The organism is Acinetobacter sp. TR11 (assembly GCF_027105035.1).
Taxonomy (GTDB): Bacteria; Pseudomonadota; Gammaproteobacteria; order Pseudomonadales; family Moraxellaceae; genus Acinetobacter.
Map to the genome: position 1 here is coordinate 372,945 of NZ_CP114256.1, position 20,638 is coordinate 393,582.

23 protein-coding genes are annotated in these 20,638 nt (G+C 38.9%); 10 read left to right on the forward strand and 13 right to left on the reverse strand.

The window, feature by feature from the left end; all coding sequences use genetic code 11:
• The first annotated feature begins 63 nt into the window (after window positions 1-63).
• Window positions 64-468, forward strand: coding sequence for a hypothetical protein (locus tag O1450_RS01705; protein WP_087544167.1), 405 nt, complete (start codon window positions 64-66; stop codon window positions 466-468).
• 73 nt (window positions 469-541) lie between these two features.
• Here the strand turns inward: O1450_RS01705 and O1450_RS01710 are convergent, their stop codons facing one another.
• A complete protein-coding gene (locus tag O1450_RS01710; RefSeq protein ID WP_087544228.1) occupies window positions 542-1,186 on the reverse strand; it encodes a ParA family protein in 645 nt (214 codons plus the stop codon).
• A gap of 128 nt (window positions 1,187-1,314) precedes the next feature.
• Here O1450_RS01710 and O1450_RS01715 point away from each other — a divergent pair, with 128 nt between their 5' ends.
• Entirely contained in the window at window positions 1,315-1,782 is a 468-nt protein-coding gene (locus tag O1450_RS01715) for a Holliday junction resolvase-like protein (RefSeq protein ID WP_005156416.1), read from the forward strand.
• A 14-nt stretch (window positions 1,783-1,796) separates the two neighbouring features.
• Here O1450_RS01715 and O1450_RS01720 read toward each other — a convergent pair whose 3' ends face one another.
• Window positions 1,797-2,420 (reverse strand): class I SAM-dependent methyltransferase, encoded by a 624-nt coding sequence (locus O1450_RS01720; RefSeq protein ID WP_250750038.1) that lies wholly within the window; start codon window positions 2,418-2,420, stop codon window positions 1,797-1,799.
• Window positions 2,421-2,589: 169 nt separating this feature from the next.
• On the opposite strand from O1450_RS01720, the gene O1450_RS01725 reads away from it, so the two are divergent.
• Window positions 2,590-3,153: a hypothetical protein gene (locus O1450_RS01725; RefSeq protein ID WP_269229481.1), complete on the forward strand. Its 564-nt coding sequence runs from the start codon at window positions 2,590-2,592 to the stop codon at window positions 3,151-3,153.
• 44 nt (window positions 3,154-3,197) lie between these two features.
• On the opposite strand, the gene O1450_RS01730 is transcribed toward O1450_RS01725, so the two are convergent.
• Window positions 3,198-3,773: a hypothetical protein gene (locus O1450_RS01730; RefSeq protein WP_269229482.1), complete on the reverse strand. Its 576-nt coding sequence runs from the start codon at window positions 3,771-3,773 to the stop codon at window positions 3,198-3,200.
• 19 nt (window positions 3,774-3,792) lie between these two features.
• Window positions 3,793-4,572, reverse strand: coding sequence for a class I SAM-dependent methyltransferase (locus O1450_RS01735; protein WP_269229483.1), 780 nt, complete (start codon window positions 4,570-4,572; stop codon window positions 3,793-3,795).
• A gap of 121 nt (window positions 4,573-4,693) precedes the next feature.
• On the opposite strand from O1450_RS01735, the gene O1450_RS01740 reads away from it, so the two are divergent.
• Complete coding sequence (locus O1450_RS01740; RefSeq protein ID WP_269229484.1) at window positions 4,694-5,968, forward strand: hypothetical protein; 1,275 nt, start codon at window positions 4,694-4,696, stop codon at window positions 5,966-5,968.
• A 58-nt stretch (window positions 5,969-6,026) separates the two neighbouring features.
• Here O1450_RS01740 and O1450_RS01745 read toward each other — a convergent pair whose 3' ends face one another.
• From O1450_RS01745 to O1450_RS01755, 3 genes are all read right to left on the reverse strand, one after another.
• Window positions 6,027-6,614: a hypothetical protein gene (locus tag O1450_RS01745; protein WP_269229485.1), complete on the reverse strand. Its 588-nt coding sequence runs from the start codon at window positions 6,612-6,614 to the stop codon at window positions 6,027-6,029.
• A 290-nt stretch (window positions 6,615-6,904) separates the two neighbouring features.
• Window positions 6,905-7,706, reverse strand: a protein-coding gene (locus tag O1450_RS01750; RefSeq protein ID WP_269229486.1) for an IS5 family transposase whose coding sequence is annotated in 2 segments (ribosomal slippage) — window positions 6,905-7,441 and window positions 7,443-7,706 — 801 coding nt in all. Because the reading frame shifts where the segments join, the coding sequence is not laid out codon by codon here.
• A gap of 103 nt (window positions 7,707-7,809) precedes the next feature.
• On the reverse strand, window positions 7,810-8,256 hold the full coding sequence (locus O1450_RS01755; RefSeq protein WP_269229487.1) for a hypothetical protein: 447 nt from the start codon (window positions 8,254-8,256) through the stop codon (window positions 7,810-7,812).
• Between the two features lie 240 nt (window positions 8,257-8,496).
• On the opposite strand from O1450_RS01755, the gene O1450_RS01760 reads away from it, so the two are divergent.
• Window positions 8,497-9,993 (forward strand): flavin-containing monooxygenase, encoded by a 1,497-nt coding sequence (locus O1450_RS01760; RefSeq protein WP_269229488.1) that lies wholly within the window; start codon window positions 8,497-8,499, stop codon window positions 9,991-9,993.
• Between the two features lie 51 nt (window positions 9,994-10,044).
• Here O1450_RS01760 and O1450_RS01765 read toward each other — a convergent pair whose 3' ends face one another.
• The 5 genes from O1450_RS01765 to O1450_RS01785 all read right to left on the reverse strand — a co-directional run bounded on the left by O1450_RS01765 (window position 10,045) and on the right by O1450_RS01785 (window position 15,270).
• Window positions 10,045-10,464, reverse strand: a complete 420-nt coding sequence (locus tag O1450_RS01765; protein ID WP_269230392.1) for a hypothetical protein — start codon at window positions 10,462-10,464, stop codon at window positions 10,045-10,047.
• A 145-nt stretch (window positions 10,465-10,609) separates the two neighbouring features.
• Complete coding sequence (locus tag O1450_RS01770; protein WP_269229489.1) at window positions 10,610-11,572, reverse strand: hypothetical protein; 963 nt, start codon at window positions 11,570-11,572, stop codon at window positions 10,610-10,612.
• Window positions 11,573-11,643: 71 nt separating this feature from the next.
• A complete protein-coding gene (gene glyS, locus O1450_RS01775; RefSeq protein ID WP_269229490.1) occupies window positions 11,644-13,713 on the reverse strand; it encodes a glycine--tRNA ligase subunit beta in 2,070 nt (689 codons plus the stop codon).
• Window positions 13,713-14,702: a glycine--tRNA ligase subunit alpha gene (glyQ, locus tag O1450_RS01780; RefSeq protein ID WP_018679456.1), complete on the reverse strand. Its 990-nt coding sequence runs from the start codon at window positions 14,700-14,702 to the stop codon at window positions 13,713-13,715. Before glyQ ends, glyS begins: the two co-directional genes overlap by 1 nt.
• A 67-nt stretch (window positions 14,703-14,769) precedes the next feature.
• Window positions 14,770-15,270: a hypothetical protein gene (locus O1450_RS01785; protein ID WP_269229491.1), complete on the reverse strand. Its 501-nt coding sequence runs from the start codon at window positions 15,268-15,270 to the stop codon at window positions 14,770-14,772.
• Between the two features lie 211 nt (window positions 15,271-15,481).
• On the opposite strand from O1450_RS01785, the gene O1450_RS01790 reads away from it, so the two are divergent.
• The 4 genes from O1450_RS01790 to O1450_RS01805 all read left to right on the forward strand — a co-directional run bounded on the left by O1450_RS01790 (window position 15,482) and on the right by O1450_RS01805 (window position 19,246).
• The gene (locus O1450_RS01790) at window positions 15,482-16,744 is read left to right on the forward strand and encodes a putative DNA modification/repair radical SAM protein (RefSeq protein WP_269229492.1); all 1,263 of its coding nucleotides are present in this window, start codon (window positions 15,482-15,484) and stop codon (window positions 16,742-16,744) included.
• Between the two features lie 2 nt (window positions 16,745-16,746).
• Window positions 16,747-17,541: a TIGR03915 family putative DNA repair protein gene (locus O1450_RS01795; protein WP_269229493.1), complete on the forward strand. Its 795-nt coding sequence runs from the start codon at window positions 16,747-16,749 to the stop codon at window positions 17,539-17,541.
• A 53-nt stretch (window positions 17,542-17,594) separates the two neighbouring features.
• Window positions 17,595-18,011, forward strand: a complete 417-nt coding sequence (locus O1450_RS01800; RefSeq protein WP_269229494.1) for a lysozyme inhibitor LprI family protein — start codon at window positions 17,595-17,597, stop codon at window positions 18,009-18,011.
• A gap of 122 nt (window positions 18,012-18,133) precedes the next feature.
• Window positions 18,134-19,246 (forward strand): HPP family protein, encoded by a 1,113-nt coding sequence (locus tag O1450_RS01805; protein ID WP_269229495.1) that lies wholly within the window; start codon window positions 18,134-18,136, stop codon window positions 19,244-19,246.
• Window positions 19,247-19,307: 61 nt separating this feature from the next.
• Here O1450_RS01805 and O1450_RS01810 read toward each other — a convergent pair whose 3' ends face one another.
• Entirely contained in the window at window positions 19,308-19,577 is a 270-nt protein-coding gene (locus O1450_RS01810; protein ID WP_004660281.1) for a PspC domain-containing protein, read from the reverse strand.
• Between the two features lie 346 nt (window positions 19,578-19,923).
• Between O1450_RS01810 and O1450_RS01815 the strand changes: the two genes are divergently transcribed.
• The gene (locus O1450_RS01815; protein WP_269229496.1) at window positions 19,924-20,595 is read left to right on the forward strand and encodes a hypothetical protein; all 672 of its coding nucleotides are present in this window, start codon (window positions 19,924-19,926) and stop codon (window positions 20,593-20,595) included.
• Window positions 20,596-20,638: the final 43 nt, after the last annotated feature.

The window sequence follows — 20,638 nt, forward strand, 5'->3', positions numbered from 1 at the left end:
ACAAAGCGTATTGTTATATTGAATTCATCACACATCCATAAAGTGAATTTAAGGAGCAGTTCGATGACACATTCAAATAATCAGGACAATACCTCTCCAAAAACAGGTCAGGACCATCATTCACAACCGAATAACAGCAATGGTACACAAGCCGAAAGCGCAGTGGCTACCCTCTTGAACGATGATAAACTCAGTTATCAGCAAGTGGAAGGACTGACGGACAGTGATCAATTACAGCAGGCTATAGAAAGGGAAGATATTCCTAAAAATCCTGAAAATGCACTACAGGAGCAAGGTGCGGAACGTGAACAGGCAATCCAGTCAAATGATGGCAGTCACGGTAACGAGACCATTCGTAAAGCTATGGAAAACCTCGATAGTGATGAAATGAGGCATAACCTGAAAGATGAGGGTGATGACACAGACCAACCTAGCCAAAATCCCGCACCTTTCATTGAACCTAAATAAAGATAAGTTTTATTAATGCAGTTACATCAATGGCCTCATGCCTTGTTCCATCCTGCTAATGGAGCAAGGCGGCTTAAAACCATTCACTTGGATCATCGACTAACTGATTCAGAACGGGTTGCCATTGGCTTTGAATATTCACAAAATTTTTCTGTGGTTTATCAAAAATACTTAAACCTCGCATAGCCAACGTGCCATAAGCACTACGTTCTGAAATCCATGCGACAGGCTCTTGTTCAATCTTCTTAAAGAAGTCTTGAATGTCTTTTGAACTAGAGCTATTCGCTTTCACGCGATTGGCAATCAACAGAATTTGTACTTTTCCTTTACGTATTCGTTTGATGTCTTGTAAATGTTTTAGGAACCGACGCGTACTATCAATATCAAAGAACGAGGGCTGTAAAGGGGTCACAATCGCATGGGCTTCGCTGACCAGTTGTTCTGCATGCTCACCTGACAGTGCGCCTGGGGCATCAATGATTAAATAATCGAGATGTTTAGGTGCATCACCAATTGATTTCTCATGCCTCCAGTCGAGGCTTTGAATGGCAGCAACAGTTTCAGGGCGTTGTTTTAACCATTGTAATGATGATTTTTGGTTATCAGCATCAGCCAACGCGACTTTATAGCCCTTTTGTGACAGTGCTGCGGCAAGCGTAATGGCTGTCATGGTTTTACCACAGCCACCTTTTTGATTTGCAATTAATATGGTTTTCATGAAATTAGATTTTTTAACAAGCATTTTGTATTCAACTATACCTTAGCATCTTTTTCAGTAGAGTGTGTGACACATGACAAAAGTTTAATGTTGCAGTTAAATAGCAGATTCAGAAAAAGGAAAGTTTTATGTCAGTTTGGCTTGCAATGTTAATTGGTGGTTGTATTGGTGTTGTGATTACCACGCTGATTTTGTCCAATACGCGGAATGGTCGTATTCAGGCGGAATATGAAAAATATATTGCTGAATTAGAATTAGAACATAAGCAAGCTTTGCTAGATGCACAGAAACGTAGTGTAAATACAAGTCGTGCGGTGTTAAAAGGAAAAATGGCAGAACAGTTTGCACCGATTTTACCTGAATTTCAGTATTTACCCAGTGATGCAAAATTTCTCGGTGATCCTGTCGATTACGTGGTTTTTGATGGCTATACCGATTTTCGTGATGGTGATGGGACTGCGGACGATATTGAAGTGATTCTACTTGATATTAAAAGTGGTGGTGCGCGCTTGAGCAAAGGACAGCAGGCAATTGCTCAAGCAGTACGTGAAGGACGTATTCGTTTTGAAACGCTAAGAATTGATTTTGAAAATTAATGACTGCTTTGAATTTATAACTTTTGCACGCGAGCCAATAGCATTTTTTGTGCAATCGCAGGAATACCATCTGCATCAAAATATTCTTTTTCAAGAAATTTAAATTTAGCTTGTGCAAGGTGTCGTTCAATATCACGATTGAGATGGCATCCATCTCCAATCCTTTTCTGTATCGGAGTGAGTAGGGTCTGTAAGGATTGTAATTTGATCGAGTCAGGATGTTTCACATGTTCAATTAAATGAAAGGTGCCTGTAGGTTTCAACACTCGATAAATTTCTGCTAAGGCAACATCAAGTTTTGGAATACTACAGAGTGTCCATGTGGAAACAATATGATCTAAACTTGCATCGGCAAATGGAAGTTTCTCTGCGCTGGATTGTACATGCTTAACATAAAAAGGCGCATGCTGAACTCGTTCAACGGCAAGATGATAAATGTCTGGGTTGGGTTCTAAAGCATAAAGTGAGTCAACATTGCCATAGAAAGGAATATTTAAACCTGTACCAAAACCTATTTCGAGGACTTCACCTTCGATAGGAACCAATAATTCACGACGCTTATCCATTAGACTTGCAGTTTGCATGACTTGGTTGAGTAAATGTGGGAAAACTCGACGTTGATAGAATTGATAAATCATAGAGATCCATTCGTTGATTCAGATTAGAGAAATCAGTAACAAAGCCACAAAAATATGACTAAAGTAAGTTTGATTGTTACTAAAAAAAGTAATTTTTTTCATCGTCTAAGCATACTATGAAGAGGTACGCTTTTCTAAGAATTTAGTTAGATTTTGAGGGTGATGAGCCATGAAAAAACGTCTATGGATGAGTTTAGGCATGGTGGTTATGCTTGGGCAGGCACATGCATCGACCAGCGGAATAGAATATAACATTGCCAATGGTTTATCGCCGATCGCAAAGGATCAGTCTATTTCGGTGTTACAGCCTTTTTATGGCAACTTTCGTATTCTCGGCTCTAAAATGTATCAGGATGACGAACAAGCCAAGTTCTCTCCAATTGATTATGCTGTGAGTTGGGGCTTATTTGCCAAGCCTGAGATTGCACGTAAAATTTCAGTGAATCAATATGATCGTTATCTGAATTGGAAAATTGATAAACTGCCTGTTCCTGCCGATCAAGCCATGCAAATGGTGTCCAATATGCATATTATTCCTGCAAATCCTGAAATTGCTCAGCAAATCAAACAAGTGAAGCGTGGGGATTTGGTGCAGTTGAAAGGCGAGTTGGTCGAGATTCGTGATAAAAATTTGGTTTGGAAATCTTCTTTAACACCAACCGATACAGGCGATGGAGCATGTGAGTTATTCCGTGTTAATTCAATTCAGTGGATAGAAAAACAAAAAATCTAATCTTGTTGAACAAGAGAGGGTCGTATGACCCTCAATTTTTTATATCACTCACTAGCCTTTTTAGTTTCTGTTGGTTGAGAACTTTTCCAATGGTGCAGTTGGCTTTGCGCATGTAAATACTCATTTAGATGATCAACTTGTTTGGCTGTATCAGTATTTTCTGTTGTGCTCGCTAAGGTGCTTTGCTCGAGTACTTTGGCTTGATTATCCCAATATTCATACAAAAGCCCTTGAATATAACGACCTTGTTCGGTTTTGAGTTCTAACGCTTTCAGCATATTGAGTGCAGATCGGATATTATCTTTTTGGCGTTGTTGTTCAAATTCAGGTGTGAGTGAATTGGCTTCTTTCATCTTTGCAAGTTCTATTTCCATGCTGTCGCTCATTTCGGTAAAACGACGGTCATAGTCATCTAAAATTGCAATATCATGCGCATCGTCAGCCGTTGTAGGGAACTGTTTAATAGGGATTTGCTTAAGCTGACCAATCGCATCATTAGAATTTTGAGTTTGCTGTTCTTGCTGAGAGGGTGCTTTGGGGTCTTTGTTACAAGCACTCAGTAATAGTGTAGAGCTGATCAAGCAACTGAGTGCAATCGTGGTTTTAAATTTAAAGGTCATAGAAACACCTGATTTATTGTTACTTTGCTATTTTTTGGAAATGGTAAGCAAAGGTTGTATAAGGAAAATCAATCTGATCTTGCGCAGTTCGCCCTGTAAAATCAAATACAATTTGTTCAAATCTTGCTTTCAATTGCTGTTGTTGATGTTCTGGCATTGCTGCAATAAAACTGGTGGAAAGTAACCGTTTGCTGACCACTTGTTCTACTGTGCCTGTATGTTGGAGTTGAAAGGTCTGAAGAGCATTGAATTGAAAGAATTGTTGTTGCTCAAAAACCTGTTTCCATTTCTCACTATGGTAACGCGGTGTATCTGCTTCAAAAGGTGCAATTTCATCCGCCAACGCTTTTACCCAATCCACAGTAATGTCTCGTTGATTCCAAACCAGTCCAAGATGCCCTGCAGGAATTAATACCCGATACATTTCCTTGAGCGTTTCGATATCGGAGAACCAGTGGAAAGATTGGGCGCAAATAATGGCGTTAATGGATTCATCCTTCACCAGAAGTTGATCGCTTGAAGTCTGTAGACATTCTACTGTGCTATAGCTTTGCTGCAGTTGTTCTCGCATCGCCGTCACAGGTTCAACAGCAATCACTTTTGCCTGTGTTTGAAGTAGGAGAGGTAAGAATTTGCCAGTCCCTGAACCGAGGTCAATAACAGTGGAATTTTCACCGACTTTGAGCTGATCTTGCAGCCAAACGAGGATTTCTGGTGGATAACTGGGGCGAACTTGCTGATAGAGTTCTGCCCCTAAACTAAAGCCTTTTTGTGCAGCAGGATGCAAGGATTGTGTCATTTTTTGCGCTTTTTAATCTGTCTTATCTCTATAAAATAAGATACTCCGCAAATAGGGTTTGGCAAAGACATCATTTGATGGCTTTTTGCGACAAGCCTAGGATTAATTTTTCAGTGTGAGCATGGATAAGCAAATAATATTTGAAGATGAACATATTCGCGTTATTTTTTTAAAAGGTTCAAGTGACACTTTAGTGGTTTCGTTTGGCGATTTGATTAGTCGTGCCAAAGGAATGTCGATTAATGCTGAAAAATCACTCATAAAATATCAATATAATGTCATCGGTATTATGCCGAAGCAAAAAACTTGGTTTCCTAAAAGCAGCATGTTTGAAATGCAGCGACAGATTCAGCCGATCTTACAACAGTTTGAGCAGATTGTGGGTTACGGTGGATCAATGGGAGGCTATGCTGCGATTAAATATTCTAATTTATTGAATATGCATAAAATCGTTGCTTTTGTACCACAATATTCGATAGACCCTGATGTGGTTCATGATCGCCGTTATGCAGAATTTTTTGACGCATCTATTCATCAAAATATGCAGATTCAGGCGGATGAAGTGGATTCATCTCGTGAATACATCATTGTTTATGATCCATACTATGCAGAGGATAAAGAACATTTCTTAAAAATACAGCCCTTATTACCAAAGATGCATGTGATTCATTTGCCTTTTACAGGACATGAAGCACTCTCGGTTTTGGCAAGTTCGCAATTACTCAATGATTTTGTTGAGCAACCTTTTGAGATTACTTATTTTTATAAGCGCGTTCGAGAGGTTAAAAAGCAAAGTAAGTTCTACTATCGCCATGTACTAGATGCATTATTGAGCAGACATCATCAGGCTTTATTGCGAATCTTGCAAAATAACGATTTTGAATTAGATGAACGTTATTTTGATGCTGTTCTTAAGCAAAAATTGGTTCAACAGTTATTTAATCTACAACAGGGTACTGAGCAAAATTTACGGAAGTTAGGTATTCATCCGCATTTTATGCAACAGATGGACAGCTCAGTGCCAACCATTCGCACGATTCAAAATACATGGTTAGTTTTTAATTTAGTCAGCTTAAAGCTAGAGGCTTATAACGCTGAAGCAATTAAGGCGAATCAACAATATTTGCTGCCATTGAAAGCCAGTGTGAATGCCGTTGTTGAACTTGAGTTAAATGCAGAATCTTATGTTTTGACGATGAATGATCGTTGGATTCATAAGTTAGTCAAAGTCGGTGAAGCTTTGGCTTTGGATCAGTCTTTATTGATTTTTAAACGCTATCCTGAATATTATCAACTCAGTTATAAAAACTTAACCTTGAGTTGTGATGATCATGGGCAGGGACATTTTATTGAAGATCATGCGGATGAGCAGACCAAACTACGATTGATAGATTAAATCACATCGTCAAAAGCCCTTTGCTTAAGCAAAGGGCTTTGGATGATTGGTTAGAAAATTAGTTTGTACCCACTTTGGCATTGGTATTTACGTTCGCATTCACACCTAATACTTTCACACCAACATTGGCACCTGTTTGCAGATTTTTTCTATCTGCATTTAAGCCTGTTTTTGCATTTAGAGATGAAGTCTTACCATTCACTTGTGTATTTAAATTCGTTTCCGCATTTAAATTTAATGCTTTAGATTTAGTTTGCTTTTCTTCAATTCGTTTTTTGATGTTGGCCTTTTGGTCAGCAGTAAATTTCTTGCCATCATTTACTTTGTCTACGGTGTAATCACGCGTATTTTTGACAGCCTCACCTGTTTTATTGATGACTTGTGAACTCACATGGGTTGCGACACCAACCGTTTTTTGAGTGGCATTTACACCTGTATCTACAGCAGCATGACCGACATGTTGAGCTACATGACCAACGCCTTGTGCTGTATTTTTAACTGCACCAGTAACGCCTTTGATCAACCCACCTGATTCGACATTCACTTGCGCCGAGCCATTGGCATTGACACCAACGTTTTGTGCAAAAATAGATGCAGAAGCAAGGAGAGTTGTTGTCACGATAGCTGTTTTGATCATTTTTTTCATTGCAATTTCCTTAGCGATGTACCGTATTGGGGTACTTCATCAACGCAAATGCATCATAGCGAGCAAAACAGAGAAAGCGATGGATTTCAGCAAAACTTTACAAGCAAATTACAGCTTAAAAACACTGTAGCTAGAAATTGTGGAGATGATATTTTCTATAATTAAATGAAAAATAAAATAAAAAAGTTATGTTATTTAAATAATTCATCTCAATATAACTGAAAGAAATAGGTGAAAAGCATATTTCCCTTGGTTTGTTTTGATCGCAGGATCACAAATATTCTAAGAATCTATCCAGAATATTTTCTATGCAAAAGTAGCCTTAAAAAGGCTAAATTAATGAACTGAAGGCTCGTATTTAGGTGCTTTTCACAGTTTTTCCAAAGCCTTCTACATTTTTCTAACCAAGCAAATGATCTTTCAACAACCCAGCGTTGTGGTATGACTGCAAATTTATGTAATTCACTTCGTTTAGCAACTTCAACTCGCGCTCTGATTAAATCATTAACAGCCAAAGAAAAGGGTTCGCCTGTATAACCACCATCAACAAGTACAACCTCTACATTTTGTAAGGTATCTCTATGCAAATTTATCGCATTTAATGCACCTTGACGATCTGTTTTATCTGCTGTCGTAACAAATATTCCATGAGGCAGACCTTGAGTATCAACAATGATATGTCTTTTAATCCCTGAAACTCTTTTACCAGCGTCATAGCCTTTATTACGTGCGGTATCTGTGTTTTTTACACTTTGTGAATCAATGATGATAAAGCTCGTTTGTTCTTTCCGTCCATTGTTGATACGGGCCTCGCCAACCACATTTTTTTAAAGCCTGCTCAAGTATGCTAGGTTCAGTTTCTGATGGTTTTCTATTCCAAATCGAGAAGTAATAATGCACAGTGCTTTTAGGTGGAAAGTATCGAGGAAGCATACTCCATTGACATCCACTTTTTAGAATATAGAGCAAGGCGCAAAACACTTCATAGACATCAACGACTCTTGGACGTGTTTGTTTTCTTCCGCTCAATAGTAACGGTTCAATTTCTTTAAAGGCTTCTCGACTAATGTCGCTGGGATATGGTTTTCTCATGGGGGAGAATTTAACAAATTATTTTTCCAATTGCCAAAAAAGAATGAAATTAATACTGGATAGACTCTAAGACCCTGCATCATCGGTATTCAGCTATGACGCATTAGGCGCATTGCGCGAGTGCATTTTGACTAAAATGACTTTTCAATTTATTGAAGTTGTTCGTTACATCTGGATTTTGAATATCAAAAGTAGTGGCACGACGTGTTTTAGAATCAACCAGAGGTTTTGATGTAGCCGCAAGATGATTTTGATTTACAACGTATTGGTATGTTTCAGAAGATGCTTTCTTTAATTGATCCTTTTTGAAATACCACGTTTCTGTACTTTCACCACCATTAAAATAGCCTGTAAATTGGATCAGACAACCATTGTTAGAGCGACTCAATGTTGCCAAATTTGTTTTGGTATTGGGAAGAGCTTCAATATTTTGTACTTGTTCTAACTGTTTTATGGGCGAAGGTGATGCTGTCGGTAAATAAGAACATGCAGTGAAACTGATTAAGCTGAGTAATGGTAGTACCATCATTTTGAATGAGCGGTGCATCATTTGCAAAATTCCAATTCTATGAATTTATGTGATTAAGTGTGTAGAGAAATATGAAGAAGTTCAATCTGTGTTTTGAGACAACACTGTAAATTTTAGCTAAATCTTTCGCCTAAAATCTTCAGCAGACTACTTTAACAATTTGTGTCAAAAATGACCTAAGAAAAGGCCTATCTTGATAATGACCCTCTCAGTTGTTTATGCGATGTTGTTCACGGAATTAAAATAAGGAAATACGTGGTTATGGGTATGAAATCGAAGACTGTGCCATTTTATCGAGTGATTGTGATTGGTGGTGGTTTTGCGGGTTTAGGCGCAGCCATTAAATTAAAACAAGCAGGTATCCAAGATTTTATTTTGTTGGAAAAAGCCGATGAATTAGGCGGGGTATGGCGTGAAAATACCTATCCGGGCTGTGCTTGTGATGTGCCTTCGGCATTGTATTCGTATTCTTTCGAACCCAATCCTACATGGAGTCGTGTATTTGCAGGGCAAGCTGAAATCAAACAATATCTGCAAAATACGGCACAAAAATACCAAGTATTACCGCATGTCCGTTTTCAACATGAAGCCCTTGCAGCAACTTGGTCAGATGCAAAACAGTGCTGGATTATTAAAACCAATCAAGGCGAATTACATTCACAATTTGCGATTATGGCATGTGGCCCAATGCATGAGCCTATCATTCCAAACATTCAAGGCTTAAAAGATTTTAAGGGTGAGATTTTCCATTCATCGCGTTGGCGACATGATGTGGACTTAACAGGAAAACGTGTTGCAGTCATTGGCACAGGTGCTTCCGCAATTCAGTTTGTGCCACAAATCCAGCCTTTGGTCAAAGAACTCACTGTGTTTCAACGCACACCGCATTGGATTTTACCTAAATCCGATATGCCGCTGCCAAGTGCGATTCAAACCTTATTTAAATATATTCCTGTCACTCAGTCGGTGATGCGTGGATCAGTCTATGGCATCTTTGAAACCTTAAATGGTGGGTTACAAAGTAATGCTGCGATGCGACAAGTACAGCGTATTGCTGAATTTCATATTAAACAGGGCATTAATGACCCTGAATTACGTCGCAAAGTCACACCAAATTATGTGATTGGTTGTAAACGTATTTTACAATCTAATGAATGGTATCCAGCCTTAGCTCAAGAAAATGTCAATGTTGTTGCAGGGGCGTTGAGCGAAGTGAAAGGCAAGCAGTTGATTGCCAGTGATGGCACGACTTTTGAAGCTGATGTGATCATTCTTGGTACGGGTTTTGAAGTGGCTGAACCGCCAATTGCACAGCGAGTCTATAACCGTTATGGGCAAAGCATGTCTGACGTATGGCAGGGCAGTCCAGAAGGCTATATGGGAACGATGGTGGCAGATTGCCCGAATGGCTTTTTGATGTTTGGACCGAATATTGCGGTGAGTTCTTCTGCTTTTATCATCATTGAAGCGCAGCTCACTTATATTATGGATGCGTTGAAACAAGCGATTCAAAAAAATATCAAAACCATAGAACCCGATCCTGTGCGTATGGCTGATTTTAATCAACGCGTGCAAGAGGCTTTACAAACGACGGTTTGGAACAAAGGGGGCTGTCAGAGTTATTTCATTGATCGAAATGGGCGTAACAGTACGGTATGGCCGTGGACGACGTTTAAGATGCGTCAGCAACTCAGTCATTTTAATTTAAATGAATATGTGATTGATCGTCAGGTTAAGCTCGAAACTGAAACAGCTTAAATCTCTATCATTAATAAAAAAACCTCTAACTTTTGATTAGAGGTTTTTTATTTAGTTCGATGATGGCTGACTAAGTTCAGCACGTTCAATAGGAACATGTCCATCATTGGTACCCACCACCGCATCTTTGGTTTCTTGCCATTTTTTAGCGGTAAATTGTTTGGCTTTTTGTGTTTGTTCCTGAACGATTTCAGATTGCTCTTCGGTATATTTTTTGGTATCTGTCCACTTTTCACTGATCTTTTGTGATGTATTTTCAGATACACCTTGAATTGAATCACCTAAGTTTTGTAGCCCTTTACCTGTTTTATACAGCAATACACGACCGAGACTAGGGTTGTCACCATAAGGAAGTGTTTTTTCAGCCGTTGCAGCATTTGTATTCGCTGTATTTGTATTTGTTTCGGCTGCCCAGAGAGAAGACGATGCGATCAGTGCAGTCGCTAAATATAGTGCAGGTACTTTTTTCATCATCTTTTATCCTTTTGGCAATGTTGTTGCAATTCAAGTTTTATAGCTTATCGTCAAGTTCAAGAAAAGAATGTAGGTGATGTGAAATTGATACAGTGCGTAAACCGTTGTGATTTGGGTAAATGAAAATTTCTTGGGATGGTACTTAATCAATAAGCCCTGATGGTCCTATTCGATCTCGACTTAAATAATAACTACCTTTGTAATTTAAGAGCGTAAGCAGATATTTTCGTAATAGGTCGCTGACATTTCCACGGTCTTCTATAGCTTGCTCCATATAATTTTCATCTCCGAAAGGTAATAAAATACCTTCGTGGATAATTTTGTTCCGTTTTTTTAAGAAAGGAGATATTTCAGCTCGTTTAAATTTGGCGGATATAAACATTCTTTTAGTCATTTCGGTTGAACCACACTTACCGTATGACTTATGAATATATTGAGCGGTCATTTCATCAAAGCAATATTCTTCTTTATTTTTACAATGGTAGTCCTGAGGAGGGTATAAAGGGTGGCTATACTTGCCATCTTTATATATATAGCCTTGTTCAAGGGCAAACGTATTTTTTAGATTTTCTATTGCAACGTAATGTGAAATTAGAGTTATCTCTAAAGCTAAAGTGGAGCGATTGGCTTCACACAAATAACCGAAGACTACCGTAAGCTGTCTAATCGCTTTGAGTTTTTTAAAAGTTGGATAAGTTTGCTCAATAAAGTTGCGGATTTCTTTACCGCTATCTTCAATTATTGTACGAAGTGGATTAACAACAGCTCCTGAACAGTTTGTTTCATATTCGGCTGAACCGATTTTATAGCTATAGCGTCGAACTGGAGATTGTTGAGCAAACGACAGTAGCCAGCAAAGATCATCAATAATTTCTAAAACATGCTCAACTTGGTCTGAACTAATGTTTTCAATAGTGATTCTAGTGGTAATTAAACTTTGATTTATAAACTCACTTTGCTTAAGGTGGATATTAAGCTGCTTAAATTCAAACTTAAAACCTGCACATTCTATGAATGTTGTATCACGAATTCGCTGATTATTATGGTTAGAGAAGTTTTCACCTAACATGAATAAATTGATAAGAAAGACTTCTAAATTTTCCATATTTATTTTTAATAATAAACCCCACTAAATATATAGTGGGGTTTATTTAAAAGATCAAGTGTTCTAAAGGCTTAACCCTGCAATACACTCACATCTGCAATCGCTGTGAATAAATCACGCAACTGAGCCAATAAACGTAAACGGTTGGCTTTTAATTCTGCATCTTCTGCCATAACCATTACACCTTCAAAGAAAGCATCAATTGGCGCACGAAGTGCGGCAAGTTTAGACAGTGCCTCTGTATAGTTACGTGCAGCAAGTAAAGGCTGAACCACTGGTGTTAAAGCTGATAACTCTGCAAAAAGTGCTTTTTCAGCAGCTTCAACCAGATTTGCTTCAACCACAGCCCCTTCAGGCGTTGCTTCTTTCGCAAGAATATTGGCAACACGTTTATTTGCCGCAGCCAATGCAGCCGCTTCAGGCAATGTACGGAAATGATTGACCGCAGTCACACGCTTGTCAAAATCAAGTGGAGATTTTGGAGCAAGTGCTTGAACGGCTTGAATCACATCAACCGCAACGCCTTGGTCTTCATACTTGGCACGGTAACGACCTTCAAGGAACGCAACCGCATCAGCACGTGTCTTGTCATGATCCTTAACCACATCGCCATAACCTTGAAGTGCAAAGTTAACCAGTTCTTCAATCGTCACATCAAGTTCATTTTCGATGATTAAACGTAAGATACCGATTGCAGAACGACGTAATGCAAATGGGTCTTTAGAACCTGTTGGCGCTTGACCAATACCAAAAATACCAACAAGCGTATCTAAACGATCTGCAAGCGCAATCGTTGTACCCGTCTTGGTTTGTGGTAATACATCACCCGCAAACTTAGGTAAGTATTGCTCACCTAAAGCTTCAGCAACTTCATGATTCTCACCTTCAAGGCGAGCGTAATAAGTGCCTGCAATCCCTTGAAGTTCAGGGAATTCACCCACAAGTTCAGAGGTTAAGTCACATTTAGCGAGTAACGCTGCTTTTTCTGCATCGGCTGCATTAGCACCTGTAATTGGTGACAACGCAACGGCTAATTTAGCAATACGTTCTGATTTATTCCAAAGCGTACCCAATTGCGCTTGGAACACCATATTCGCGAGTTTTTCTTTACGAGATGCAAGCGGTTGCTTTTGATCTTGTAAGAAGAAAAATTCTGCATCCGACAAACGAGGGCGTACAACTTTCTCATTGCCTTCAATAATTTGAATCGGATCTTTTGACTCAATATTTGAAATGGTAATGAAGTAAGGTTGTAATTTACCTTCAGCATTGATTAAACAGAAATACTTTTGGTTGTCCTGCATGGTGGTAATCAATGCTTCTTGAGGAACAGCTAAATAACGCTCTTCAAAGGTCGCACGTAACGCAACAGGCCATTCAACCAAACTGGTGACTTCATCAAGTAAGTCTGCTGGCACAATCGCAGTCGCATTGACTTCATCAGCTAACTTTTTCACTTGTTCTTGAATGGTTGCTTGACGCTTTTCAAAGTTCGCAACGACATAAGCTTTTTCTAAAGTTGCTAAATAGTCATTTGCATGCGCCAAAGTCACTGCTTCAGGTGCATGGAAACGATGACCATACGTCACGTTACCTGCTTTATGATCTTGAATGGTTGCTTCAACCACATGATCATCTTTCAGCAATACCACCCATTTTACTGGACGTACGAATTCAGTACGGCTTGCCGCTGAACGCATACGTTTTGCGATTGGCAAGTTATCCAATGCAGTTTGTAAAATTTGTGGTAGTAAAACGTCAAGACTTTGACCTTTGACATCTTTCAAGAAGCATACTTTTTCAACTTTACCTGCTTGGAAAGTCGAAAGCTGGTCAACCGTGATACCTTGACCGCGCATAAAGCCTTCAAGTGCTTTGGTCGGTTTGCCTTCAGCATCATACGCTGCTTGTACCGCAGGGCCATCGAAACGTTTTTGTGTGTCTGCTTGAGCCGCATCAATATCCACAATTTTTAATGCCAAACGACGTGGTGCGGCATAAGCTTCGATTGCAGCAAAATTTAAGCCTGCATCTTTTAAGCCTTTTTCAGTTTCAGCTTTTAAAGCATCACGCAAAGTTTTTAAGCTTTTAGGAGGAAGTTCTTCACAGCCAAGTTCAAATAAAACTGTATGTTGAGTCATTATTTATTCTCCTTCGCTTTTTCAGCTTGGGCTGCTTCTGCTTCAACTTGTGCTTTGAGTTGAGCCAATACTTCATCACGTAAATGCGGTTCTGCCATTGGGAAACCGAGCTTCGCACGGGCAGCGACATAACTTTGTGCAATTGAACGTGCCAAGGTACGCACACGTAAAATATAACGTTGACGTTCAGTTACCGAAATTGCACCACGTGCATCCAACAAGTTAAAGCTATGCGATGCTTTAATAACTTGCTCATAAGCAGGGAGTGGCAGTTCAGCTTCCATTAAGCGAGTTGCTTCCGCTTCATAGAAATCGAATAATTCAAACATTTTTTCAACGTTGGCATATTCAAAGTTATAGGTTGATTGTTCCACTTCATTTTGATGGAATACATCGCCGTATGTCACAGTACCGAACTGACCTTTGGTCCAAACCAGATCGTAAACAGAGTCTACACCTTGAAGGTACATCGCAAGACGTTCTAAGCCGTAAGTAATTTCGCCAGTCACAGGGTAGCATTCAACACCACCGACTTGTTGGAAGTAAGTGAACTGAGTCACTTCCATACCATTGAGCCAGACTTCCCAACCTAAGCCCCATGCGCCCAGTGTTGGAGATTCCCAGTTGTCTTCTACGAAACGGATGTCGTGTGTGAGCGTATCAATGCCGATTGCTTTTAATGAATCAAGATACAGCTGTTGGATATTATCTGGGTTTGGCTTAAGTACCACTTGGAACTGATAGTAATGTTGTAAGCGGTTCGGGTTCTCACCATAACGACCATCTTTCGGACGGCGTGAAGGTTGAACATAAGCCGCATTCCAAGTTTCTGGACCTAATGCGCGTAAGAAAGTTGCAGTGTGGAATGTCCCTGCACCCATTTCCATATCATATGGTTGTAATATGACGCAGCCTTGCTCCGCCCAATAGTTTTGTAGGGCAAGAATCAAGCCCTGAAAGGTATCAATATGCGAAATCGCACGACTCATGGTGCATCCATTATTCTTGAGAAAAATTGCCCTCAAGTATAAGGATTTTGGTGGTGAGTGGCAAAGGCTAGTTAGGGAATTTCAGCTTTGAACAGGTTTTAGATTTGTTTGCTGTTCTGAGTAATAAAATCCAATTAGTCACAGCAAATGTAAGAGAGAAAAAACAGAGAATAACAAAAAATCTGAGTGGGATAATATTAATTTGGGCTGTATTCAAAATGATGATCAAGCTAGGGACAATCATAGTAAACAAAAAGGTATATGCAATAATCGAAAAGAAATGCAGGGCTTGGTATCTTAGCAGTAATACTTGAAAGAAATAGGTTGGAAGAAAAACGAGAATGAAATAGATCACTGCAATGATTAGTGCGACAAAGAACATTTCACTCAATACTTCGAAAATCTCTTTTGAAAAATTGCTATAAAAAGTAAATGAAACAATCTCTAAAAGATAGATCACAGTACATGCATAAAGTGGTGTTTGGATCAAACAGCGCCAAATTTGTGCTTTGCTGACAATAAGTTTTTGAGTTAATGGTTGAGCAAGTCTTTGAAGTATAGGTTTCATGGTAATTTAAATCTTTATTTATTTCAATTGCTTATATTTGGGGTGTTGAGTTAATCAAGCTATTGTATTGTATTAATTTTTTTCATAAAAAATCCTCGATCTATAATTATACGTCACCTCATGACGTATTGCATCTCACATGCTCTTAATTTCACAACTTTGAAATGCTAATTTTAAAACAATATTCTATGTTTCCTTCAGGTGGTTTGAAGTGTCAGATCGCATTCGAGAAAAACTACAAATCCTTGCGGACGCTGCCAAATATGACGTGTCCTGTTCCTCCAGCGGCAGTGACCGTAAAAATAAAGACAAAGGTTTAGGCGATGCCAGTCGGGCAGGGATTTGCCATAGCTATACCGAAGATGGACGCTGTGTTTCATTGCTGAAAATCTTGTTCAGTAATGTTTGTATTTTTGATTGTGCTTATTGTGTGTCACGCCGTTCTAATGATGTGAAACGGGCTGCATTTACGGTACAAGAAGTGGTTGATCTCACCATTAATTTCTATCGTCGTAATTATATAGAAGGATTATTCCTTAGCTCAGGCATTTTTAAATCCGCAGACTATACGATGGAACGGATGCTTCAAGTGGTGAAAAAACTACGTCTAGAAGAAAATTTTAATGGCTATATTCATCTCAAAACTATTCCTGGAGCATCGCCTGAATTGATTCACGAAGCGGGACTTTATGCTGACCGCATGAGCATCAATTTAGAAATGCCAACCGAGATCGGGTTAAAAGCATTTGCGCCTGAAAAATCACATCAAGAAGTACAAAAAGACTTGGGGCTAGTGCGAGATCGACTCATTCAACTCAAAGATGAACGTCAAATTATTAAGCATGTTCCGAAATATGTACCCGCAGGGCAGACCACACAAATGGTGGTGGGCGCTCATCAGGAAACCGATCAAGATGTGCTGGTGATGGCAGATCGACATTACAAAGAATTTAAACTCAAACGTGTCTACTTCTCAGGTTATATTCCAATCAATACAGAAAATAACTATTTGCCTGCTGTCGGTTCAGCACCACCTTTGTTGCGTGAAAATCGTCTTTATCAAAGTGATTGGTTGATGCGTTTTTATGGTTTTGAAGTCAATGAAATCGTCAATGAAAAACACCCACATTTAGATTTGGATGTAGACCCAAAACTGAGTTGGGCATTACGTCATCCTGAACAGTTTCCAGTGGATTTAAATCGTGCGGATTATCAAATGATTTTACGTGTACCGGGCATCGGAGTGAAGTCAGCCAAGAAAATTGTACAGGCGCGTCGTTTTGGCAAAATTCATGTCGATTTATTAAAGCAGTTAGGTGTGGCGTATTCACGTGCTAAGTTCTTTATTCGTTGTGAAGACAGTCCACGGTTTCAAAAAGAGCTTTCCACGCTTGATATTCGGCAGCAGATATTAACGCAGGGTTCATCCAAGTATGTAAAACAACTGTCACCACAATTGAGTTTAGGATTCTAAACATGTTCAGTGATGCTGTGGTTTATTATTACTTTGATGGTTCAATGGTGGGTTTGCTCAACTGTGTATTTCGTGCTTTTCAATTTAAAGAGTTTCACGTTCAACTCTGTTTAAACCAAGGCGCGCAGCATGGCTTATTTGCTACGGTGGTTGAGATTCCAAATCATGAGCAACATGCAAGTCGTGTTTGGTCAGCTTTACAGCAAAAACTTTCGCATTCATCTTTGAGACAATTTTATTTTGCTTATTTGTCAGAATCTTTGGATGCCTATCAGCATTTATTTAATTACTGTATCTATATTTTTCGGCATCAACATTCAGTTGAAAAAAATTACTCTCATCCCAGTGTTTTAGCGATTTCGCAATGGACGAAAAAGGTGGGGCGCGAAAAGCATCGTATGGAAGCTTTTGTGCGGTTTAAGAAAACCACAGATGGTTTATTTTTAAGTTTAGTTCGACCCGATTTTAATGTCTTGCCTTTGATACAGCCGCATTTTAAGCGTCGTTATCAAGATCAACGTTGGTTGATTTATGACGAACAACGCAAATATGGTCTGTATTATGATTTGAAAGACATTCATGAGGTTTCTTTAGAAGCCAATCAGATTGACCGTAATATCGAAAATGGTGCGAGTCAAAACTTCCAATTAGAATTAGATGGACAAGAAGAATTATACGATCAGCTTTGGAAAGATTATTTCAATAGTATCAATATTAAAGAACGTCAGAATGTAAAATTGCATGTGCAATATTTACCTAAACGTTATTGGCGTTATCTCAATGAAAAATATGTTTAAGGCATTTTTTAATTATTATTTTAAAAATACCAACATAACAAAAGAGCACGTTCATGACTAAATTAGTTTTAAAAACAGCAGTACTGATCATGGCTTGTTTGAGTACTTCGGTATTTGCCAAAACGCAAAATAAAGCGATAGATCCTTATAGCCAATGTGTCAATGACACCATTCAACAGCTAAAACTGGGGAATATTAATAATGCTGTGGTGGAGATCTGTAGCACCAGAACCAAAACTTTATATGCAAAGCAGATTGTGCAGTTATTGGATCAAATAAAAAAACAGAGTCAGGAATACAAGCAACCTGAACGCTATCAGGACATCATGAAATCACAACAACTTTGGAAAAATTTTGTCGATCAGGAATGTCGTAATGCAGGTGCTTATATCGGTTCACCGATGTATCAATTTTGCCCTATGCAAAGATACGCAGAGCGCTTGGAGCAACTACGAGAATATCTCAATTGATATGATTTGTGTTCAGCAGATTTGAGCATACATTAAAACTATAATTTAAATACATCTTTACTTTAAGATGACAGTATACTACTGCACCCAATGAGAACAAGACGATTCCAGCAAGGTGCATTGTGAGCTTAACCCAATCAGACTGGTTAAATTTCTTAAAACCGAATTACAAAGTATTACCTTTGAAAGAACGTTTACTTTCAGGATTTGGTGCGCTTTGTGGTTTAGCAATATCCTCTTTAATTAGTTGGTATGTATTGGATGGTATGAATGCTTGGTATATTGCTCCTATGGGTGCCTCTTCTGTACTGCTTTTTGCAGTTCCGAATAGTCCTTTAGCGCAACCGTGGAATGTTGTGGTTGGCAACATATTGGCAGGTTTAATTGGTGTGACATGTACACAGTTATTACCTGATTTAACCTCTGCTTTTAGTGTCGCAGTTGGGTTAGCCATTTTTATGATGATGACCACTGATTCATTGCATCCTCCAAGCGGCGCAGTGGCGATTACAGCGGTATTAGGTGGGGATGCTGTACATCGTTTAGGTTTTCACTTTATTTTATATCCTGTGTTACTCAATTCGATTTTATTATTATTGATTGCTGTCTTTTTTAATCGGTTGATTGGTCGACATTATCCAATAACAGCGCATATTAATGAACGCTCTAAAGACCCTACACCAACCCAAAAAGTGTCGATTCAACCGAAAGATATTAGATATGCTTTGGCGCATCACACTGAGCTATTAGACATTAGCCAATATGATTTGGAAAAAATTATTTTAGAAGCACAAGAACGAGCCAATGAACGTTTGACGAACTTATTTGTTTGCCAAGACATTATGAGCCGAGATGTGATGAAACTGCATGAAGATGATGATATTCATCAGGCTTTGGATAAATTTAAAGCAGTGAATCTGATGAGTTTGCCTGTGGTGAATAACGAGAATCATTTGGTGGGGACATTGGCTTTGTATGAAGTGGTGGAATGGTTTAAAAGTGCAACTGATCCAAGAAATTCTTGGCAACACTATGTCCGACAAATTATGAGTCACCGTGTTGTCATCGTTGATCCCTCCCAACCCATTCAGGATTTAATCCCTTATTTTGTGGAGAAGTCATTTAACTATATCCCTGTAGTTGAAAATCAATGTTTGATTGGGATCATTAGTCGTGCGGATATGATTGCTGCGCTTCAACAACAACTCAGTCGTCAAAAGCTTCAATCAGAATAAAAAAAAGCTACGGTTGTATTAGGGGGAAATTCAACCGTAGCGACCAAAAGAGGTAAATAAATTAACGTTTTATGCTTTGGTCTTCATAAACGGTTTTTACGGGCTGATTATAGCCTTGTACATAATCAACGCGACTTTGCTGTTGTTTTGGAATCACTAACCACAAAATCAGGTAAACCAAAATACCAGGGAAAGCTGCGCTCATGAGTGAAATCACGACAAAGATCAAGCGTAATAAATTTGCATTCCAACCAAAACGTTCCGCAATACCGCCCATTACACCAGCGATCATGCTTTGTCGGTTTGAGCGATATAAACCAGAATTGGCCATTTAATTTTTCTCCTAAAATATTTGATACAGCAACAGAATGAGGCTTCATTCATGATAAATCGCTGTTAATAATGAGATAGGGATGAACTGTTTTTTTTAAAGTTTAAACAGATGGAAGAATCGTTACGGTGTGTAAAAGGCTGATGGAAAAAACGACAGTATCGCCTAAAATGCACCGACTTAAAGCATACTGCTTTGTTAATTTGCTATTTCATCAAGTTACGTTCGCCATAATTACCCATTTTGGGGAATAGACGAATATTCAAATGCTTCCTATATTTTGCAGAACCATCGTATGTTTTTGAAAAAAGTGTGACAATGATGTTGATATTAGAGATTTGTGGATATGCAGTTCAGGTTCTTGTTACAGCATGTTAGTGTAGGATTTTTATTGAGTTTAGGGTTGAGTGCTTGTGATAGCTATCATCCGGATTCAATGAAAACCTCAAACCAAGCGCAGCCAACTACTGATGAAAGTTCTATTCCTGTCATGTTAGATGCTGAGCAAACACGAACAAATGCAAGTGAAGGAATCTCACTGACTGAGGTTGCTGGACAAGCAACAGTTCCTCATGTTGCTTCTAAACATATGACGCAACCGACTCAACAAGATATGCAATATGTTGGGCGCTATCATGCGCGTATTCCTTGTACTGATACATTTGCTGGTTGTGTCAAAGATGAAAAAGAAGCGGAATATATCTTAACTTTGTTAGAAGATGGTTCGGTCTATTGGACCAATACCAGTTTCGGGCGTTTGGGTTCAGATCCATCGCGCAATATGACCAAAATAGAGCAAACCTGTAAGCAGGTGCAATGGCATGTTCATGAGGCAGGGAAGGAAATTATTGTCCGTTGTGATGTGGCTAATGTAAATTTGTATTATCAAATTAATCAGGACCAGAATCTTGTGATGGATCTGGATAAAATCTGGAATGGGGATCAGGGCCGCAACCGCAAGTTCTTTAAGGAATATCCATTTCCCAAGAAAGCCTATGTTTTTGAAAAGGCGGAATGATTTTTTAATTTATCTTTAAATAAACGAACAATAAAAAAGTACC

What these genes read in the sequence shown, in the direction of transcription:
- O1450_RS01705 (WP_087544167.1), top strand. Translation starts at nt 64, where the DNA reads ATGACACATTCAAATAATCAGGACAATACCTCTCCAAAAACAGGTCAG.
- O1450_RS01710 (WP_087544228.1), bottom strand. Translation starts at nt 1,186, where the DNA reads ATGAAAACCATATTAATTGCAAATCAAAAAGGTGGCTGTGGTAAAACC.
- O1450_RS01715 (WP_005156416.1), top strand. Translation starts at nt 1,315, where the DNA reads ATGTCAGTTTGGCTTGCAATGTTAATTGGTGGTTGTATTGGTGTTGTG.
- O1450_RS01720 (WP_250750038.1), bottom strand. Translation starts at nt 2,420, where the DNA reads ATGATTTATCAATTCTATCAACGTCGAGTTTTCCCACATTTACTCAAC.
- O1450_RS01725 (WP_269229481.1), top strand. Translation starts at nt 2,590, where the DNA reads ATGAAAAAACGTCTATGGATGAGTTTAGGCATGGTGGTTATGCTTGGG.
- O1450_RS01730 (WP_269229482.1), bottom strand. Translation starts at nt 3,773, where the DNA reads ATGACCTTTAAATTTAAAACCACGATTGCACTCAGTTGCTTGATCAGC.
- O1450_RS01735 (WP_269229483.1), bottom strand. Translation starts at nt 4,572, where the DNA reads ATGACACAATCCTTGCATCCTGCTGCACAAAAAGGCTTTAGTTTAGGG.
- O1450_RS01740 (WP_269229484.1), top strand. Translation starts at nt 4,694, where the DNA reads ATGGATAAGCAAATAATATTTGAAGATGAACATATTCGCGTTATTTTT.
- O1450_RS01745 (WP_269229485.1), bottom strand. Translation starts at nt 6,614, where the DNA reads ATGAAAAAAATGATCAAAACAGCTATCGTGACAACAACTCTCCTTGCT.
- O1450_RS01755 (WP_269229487.1), bottom strand. Translation starts at nt 8,256, where the DNA reads ATGATGCACCGCTCATTCAAAATGATGGTACTACCATTACTCAGCTTA.
- O1450_RS01760 (WP_269229488.1), top strand. Translation starts at nt 8,497, where the DNA reads ATGGGTATGAAATCGAAGACTGTGCCATTTTATCGAGTGATTGTGATT.
- O1450_RS01765 (WP_269230392.1), bottom strand. Translation starts at nt 10,464, where the DNA reads ATGAAAAAAGTACCTGCACTATATTTAGCGACTGCACTGATCGCATCG.
- O1450_RS01770 (WP_269229489.1), bottom strand. Translation starts at nt 11,572, where the DNA reads ATGGAAAATTTAGAAGTCTTTCTTATCAATTTATTCATGTTAGGTGAA.
- glyS (WP_269229490.1), bottom strand. Translation starts at nt 13,713, where the DNA reads ATGACTCAACATACAGTTTTATTTGAACTTGGCTGTGAAGAACTTCCT.
- glyQ (WP_018679456.1), bottom strand. Translation starts at nt 14,702, where the DNA reads ATGAGTCGTGCGATTTCGCATATTGATACCTTTCAGGGCTTGATTCTT.
- O1450_RS01785 (WP_269229491.1), bottom strand. Translation starts at nt 15,270, where the DNA reads ATGAAACCTATACTTCAAAGACTTGCTCAACCATTAACTCAAAAACTT.
- O1450_RS01795 (WP_269229493.1), top strand. Translation starts at nt 16,747, where the DNA reads ATGTTCAGTGATGCTGTGGTTTATTATTACTTTGATGGTTCAATGGTG.
- O1450_RS01800 (WP_269229494.1), top strand. Translation starts at nt 17,595, where the DNA reads ATGACTAAATTAGTTTTAAAAACAGCAGTACTGATCATGGCTTGTTTG.
- O1450_RS01810 (WP_004660281.1), bottom strand. Translation starts at nt 19,577, where the DNA reads ATGGCCAATTCTGGTTTATATCGCTCAAACCGACAAAGCATGATCGCT.
- O1450_RS01815 (WP_269229496.1), top strand. Translation starts at nt 19,924, where the DNA reads ATGCAGTTCAGGTTCTTGTTACAGCATGTTAGTGTAGGATTTTTATTG.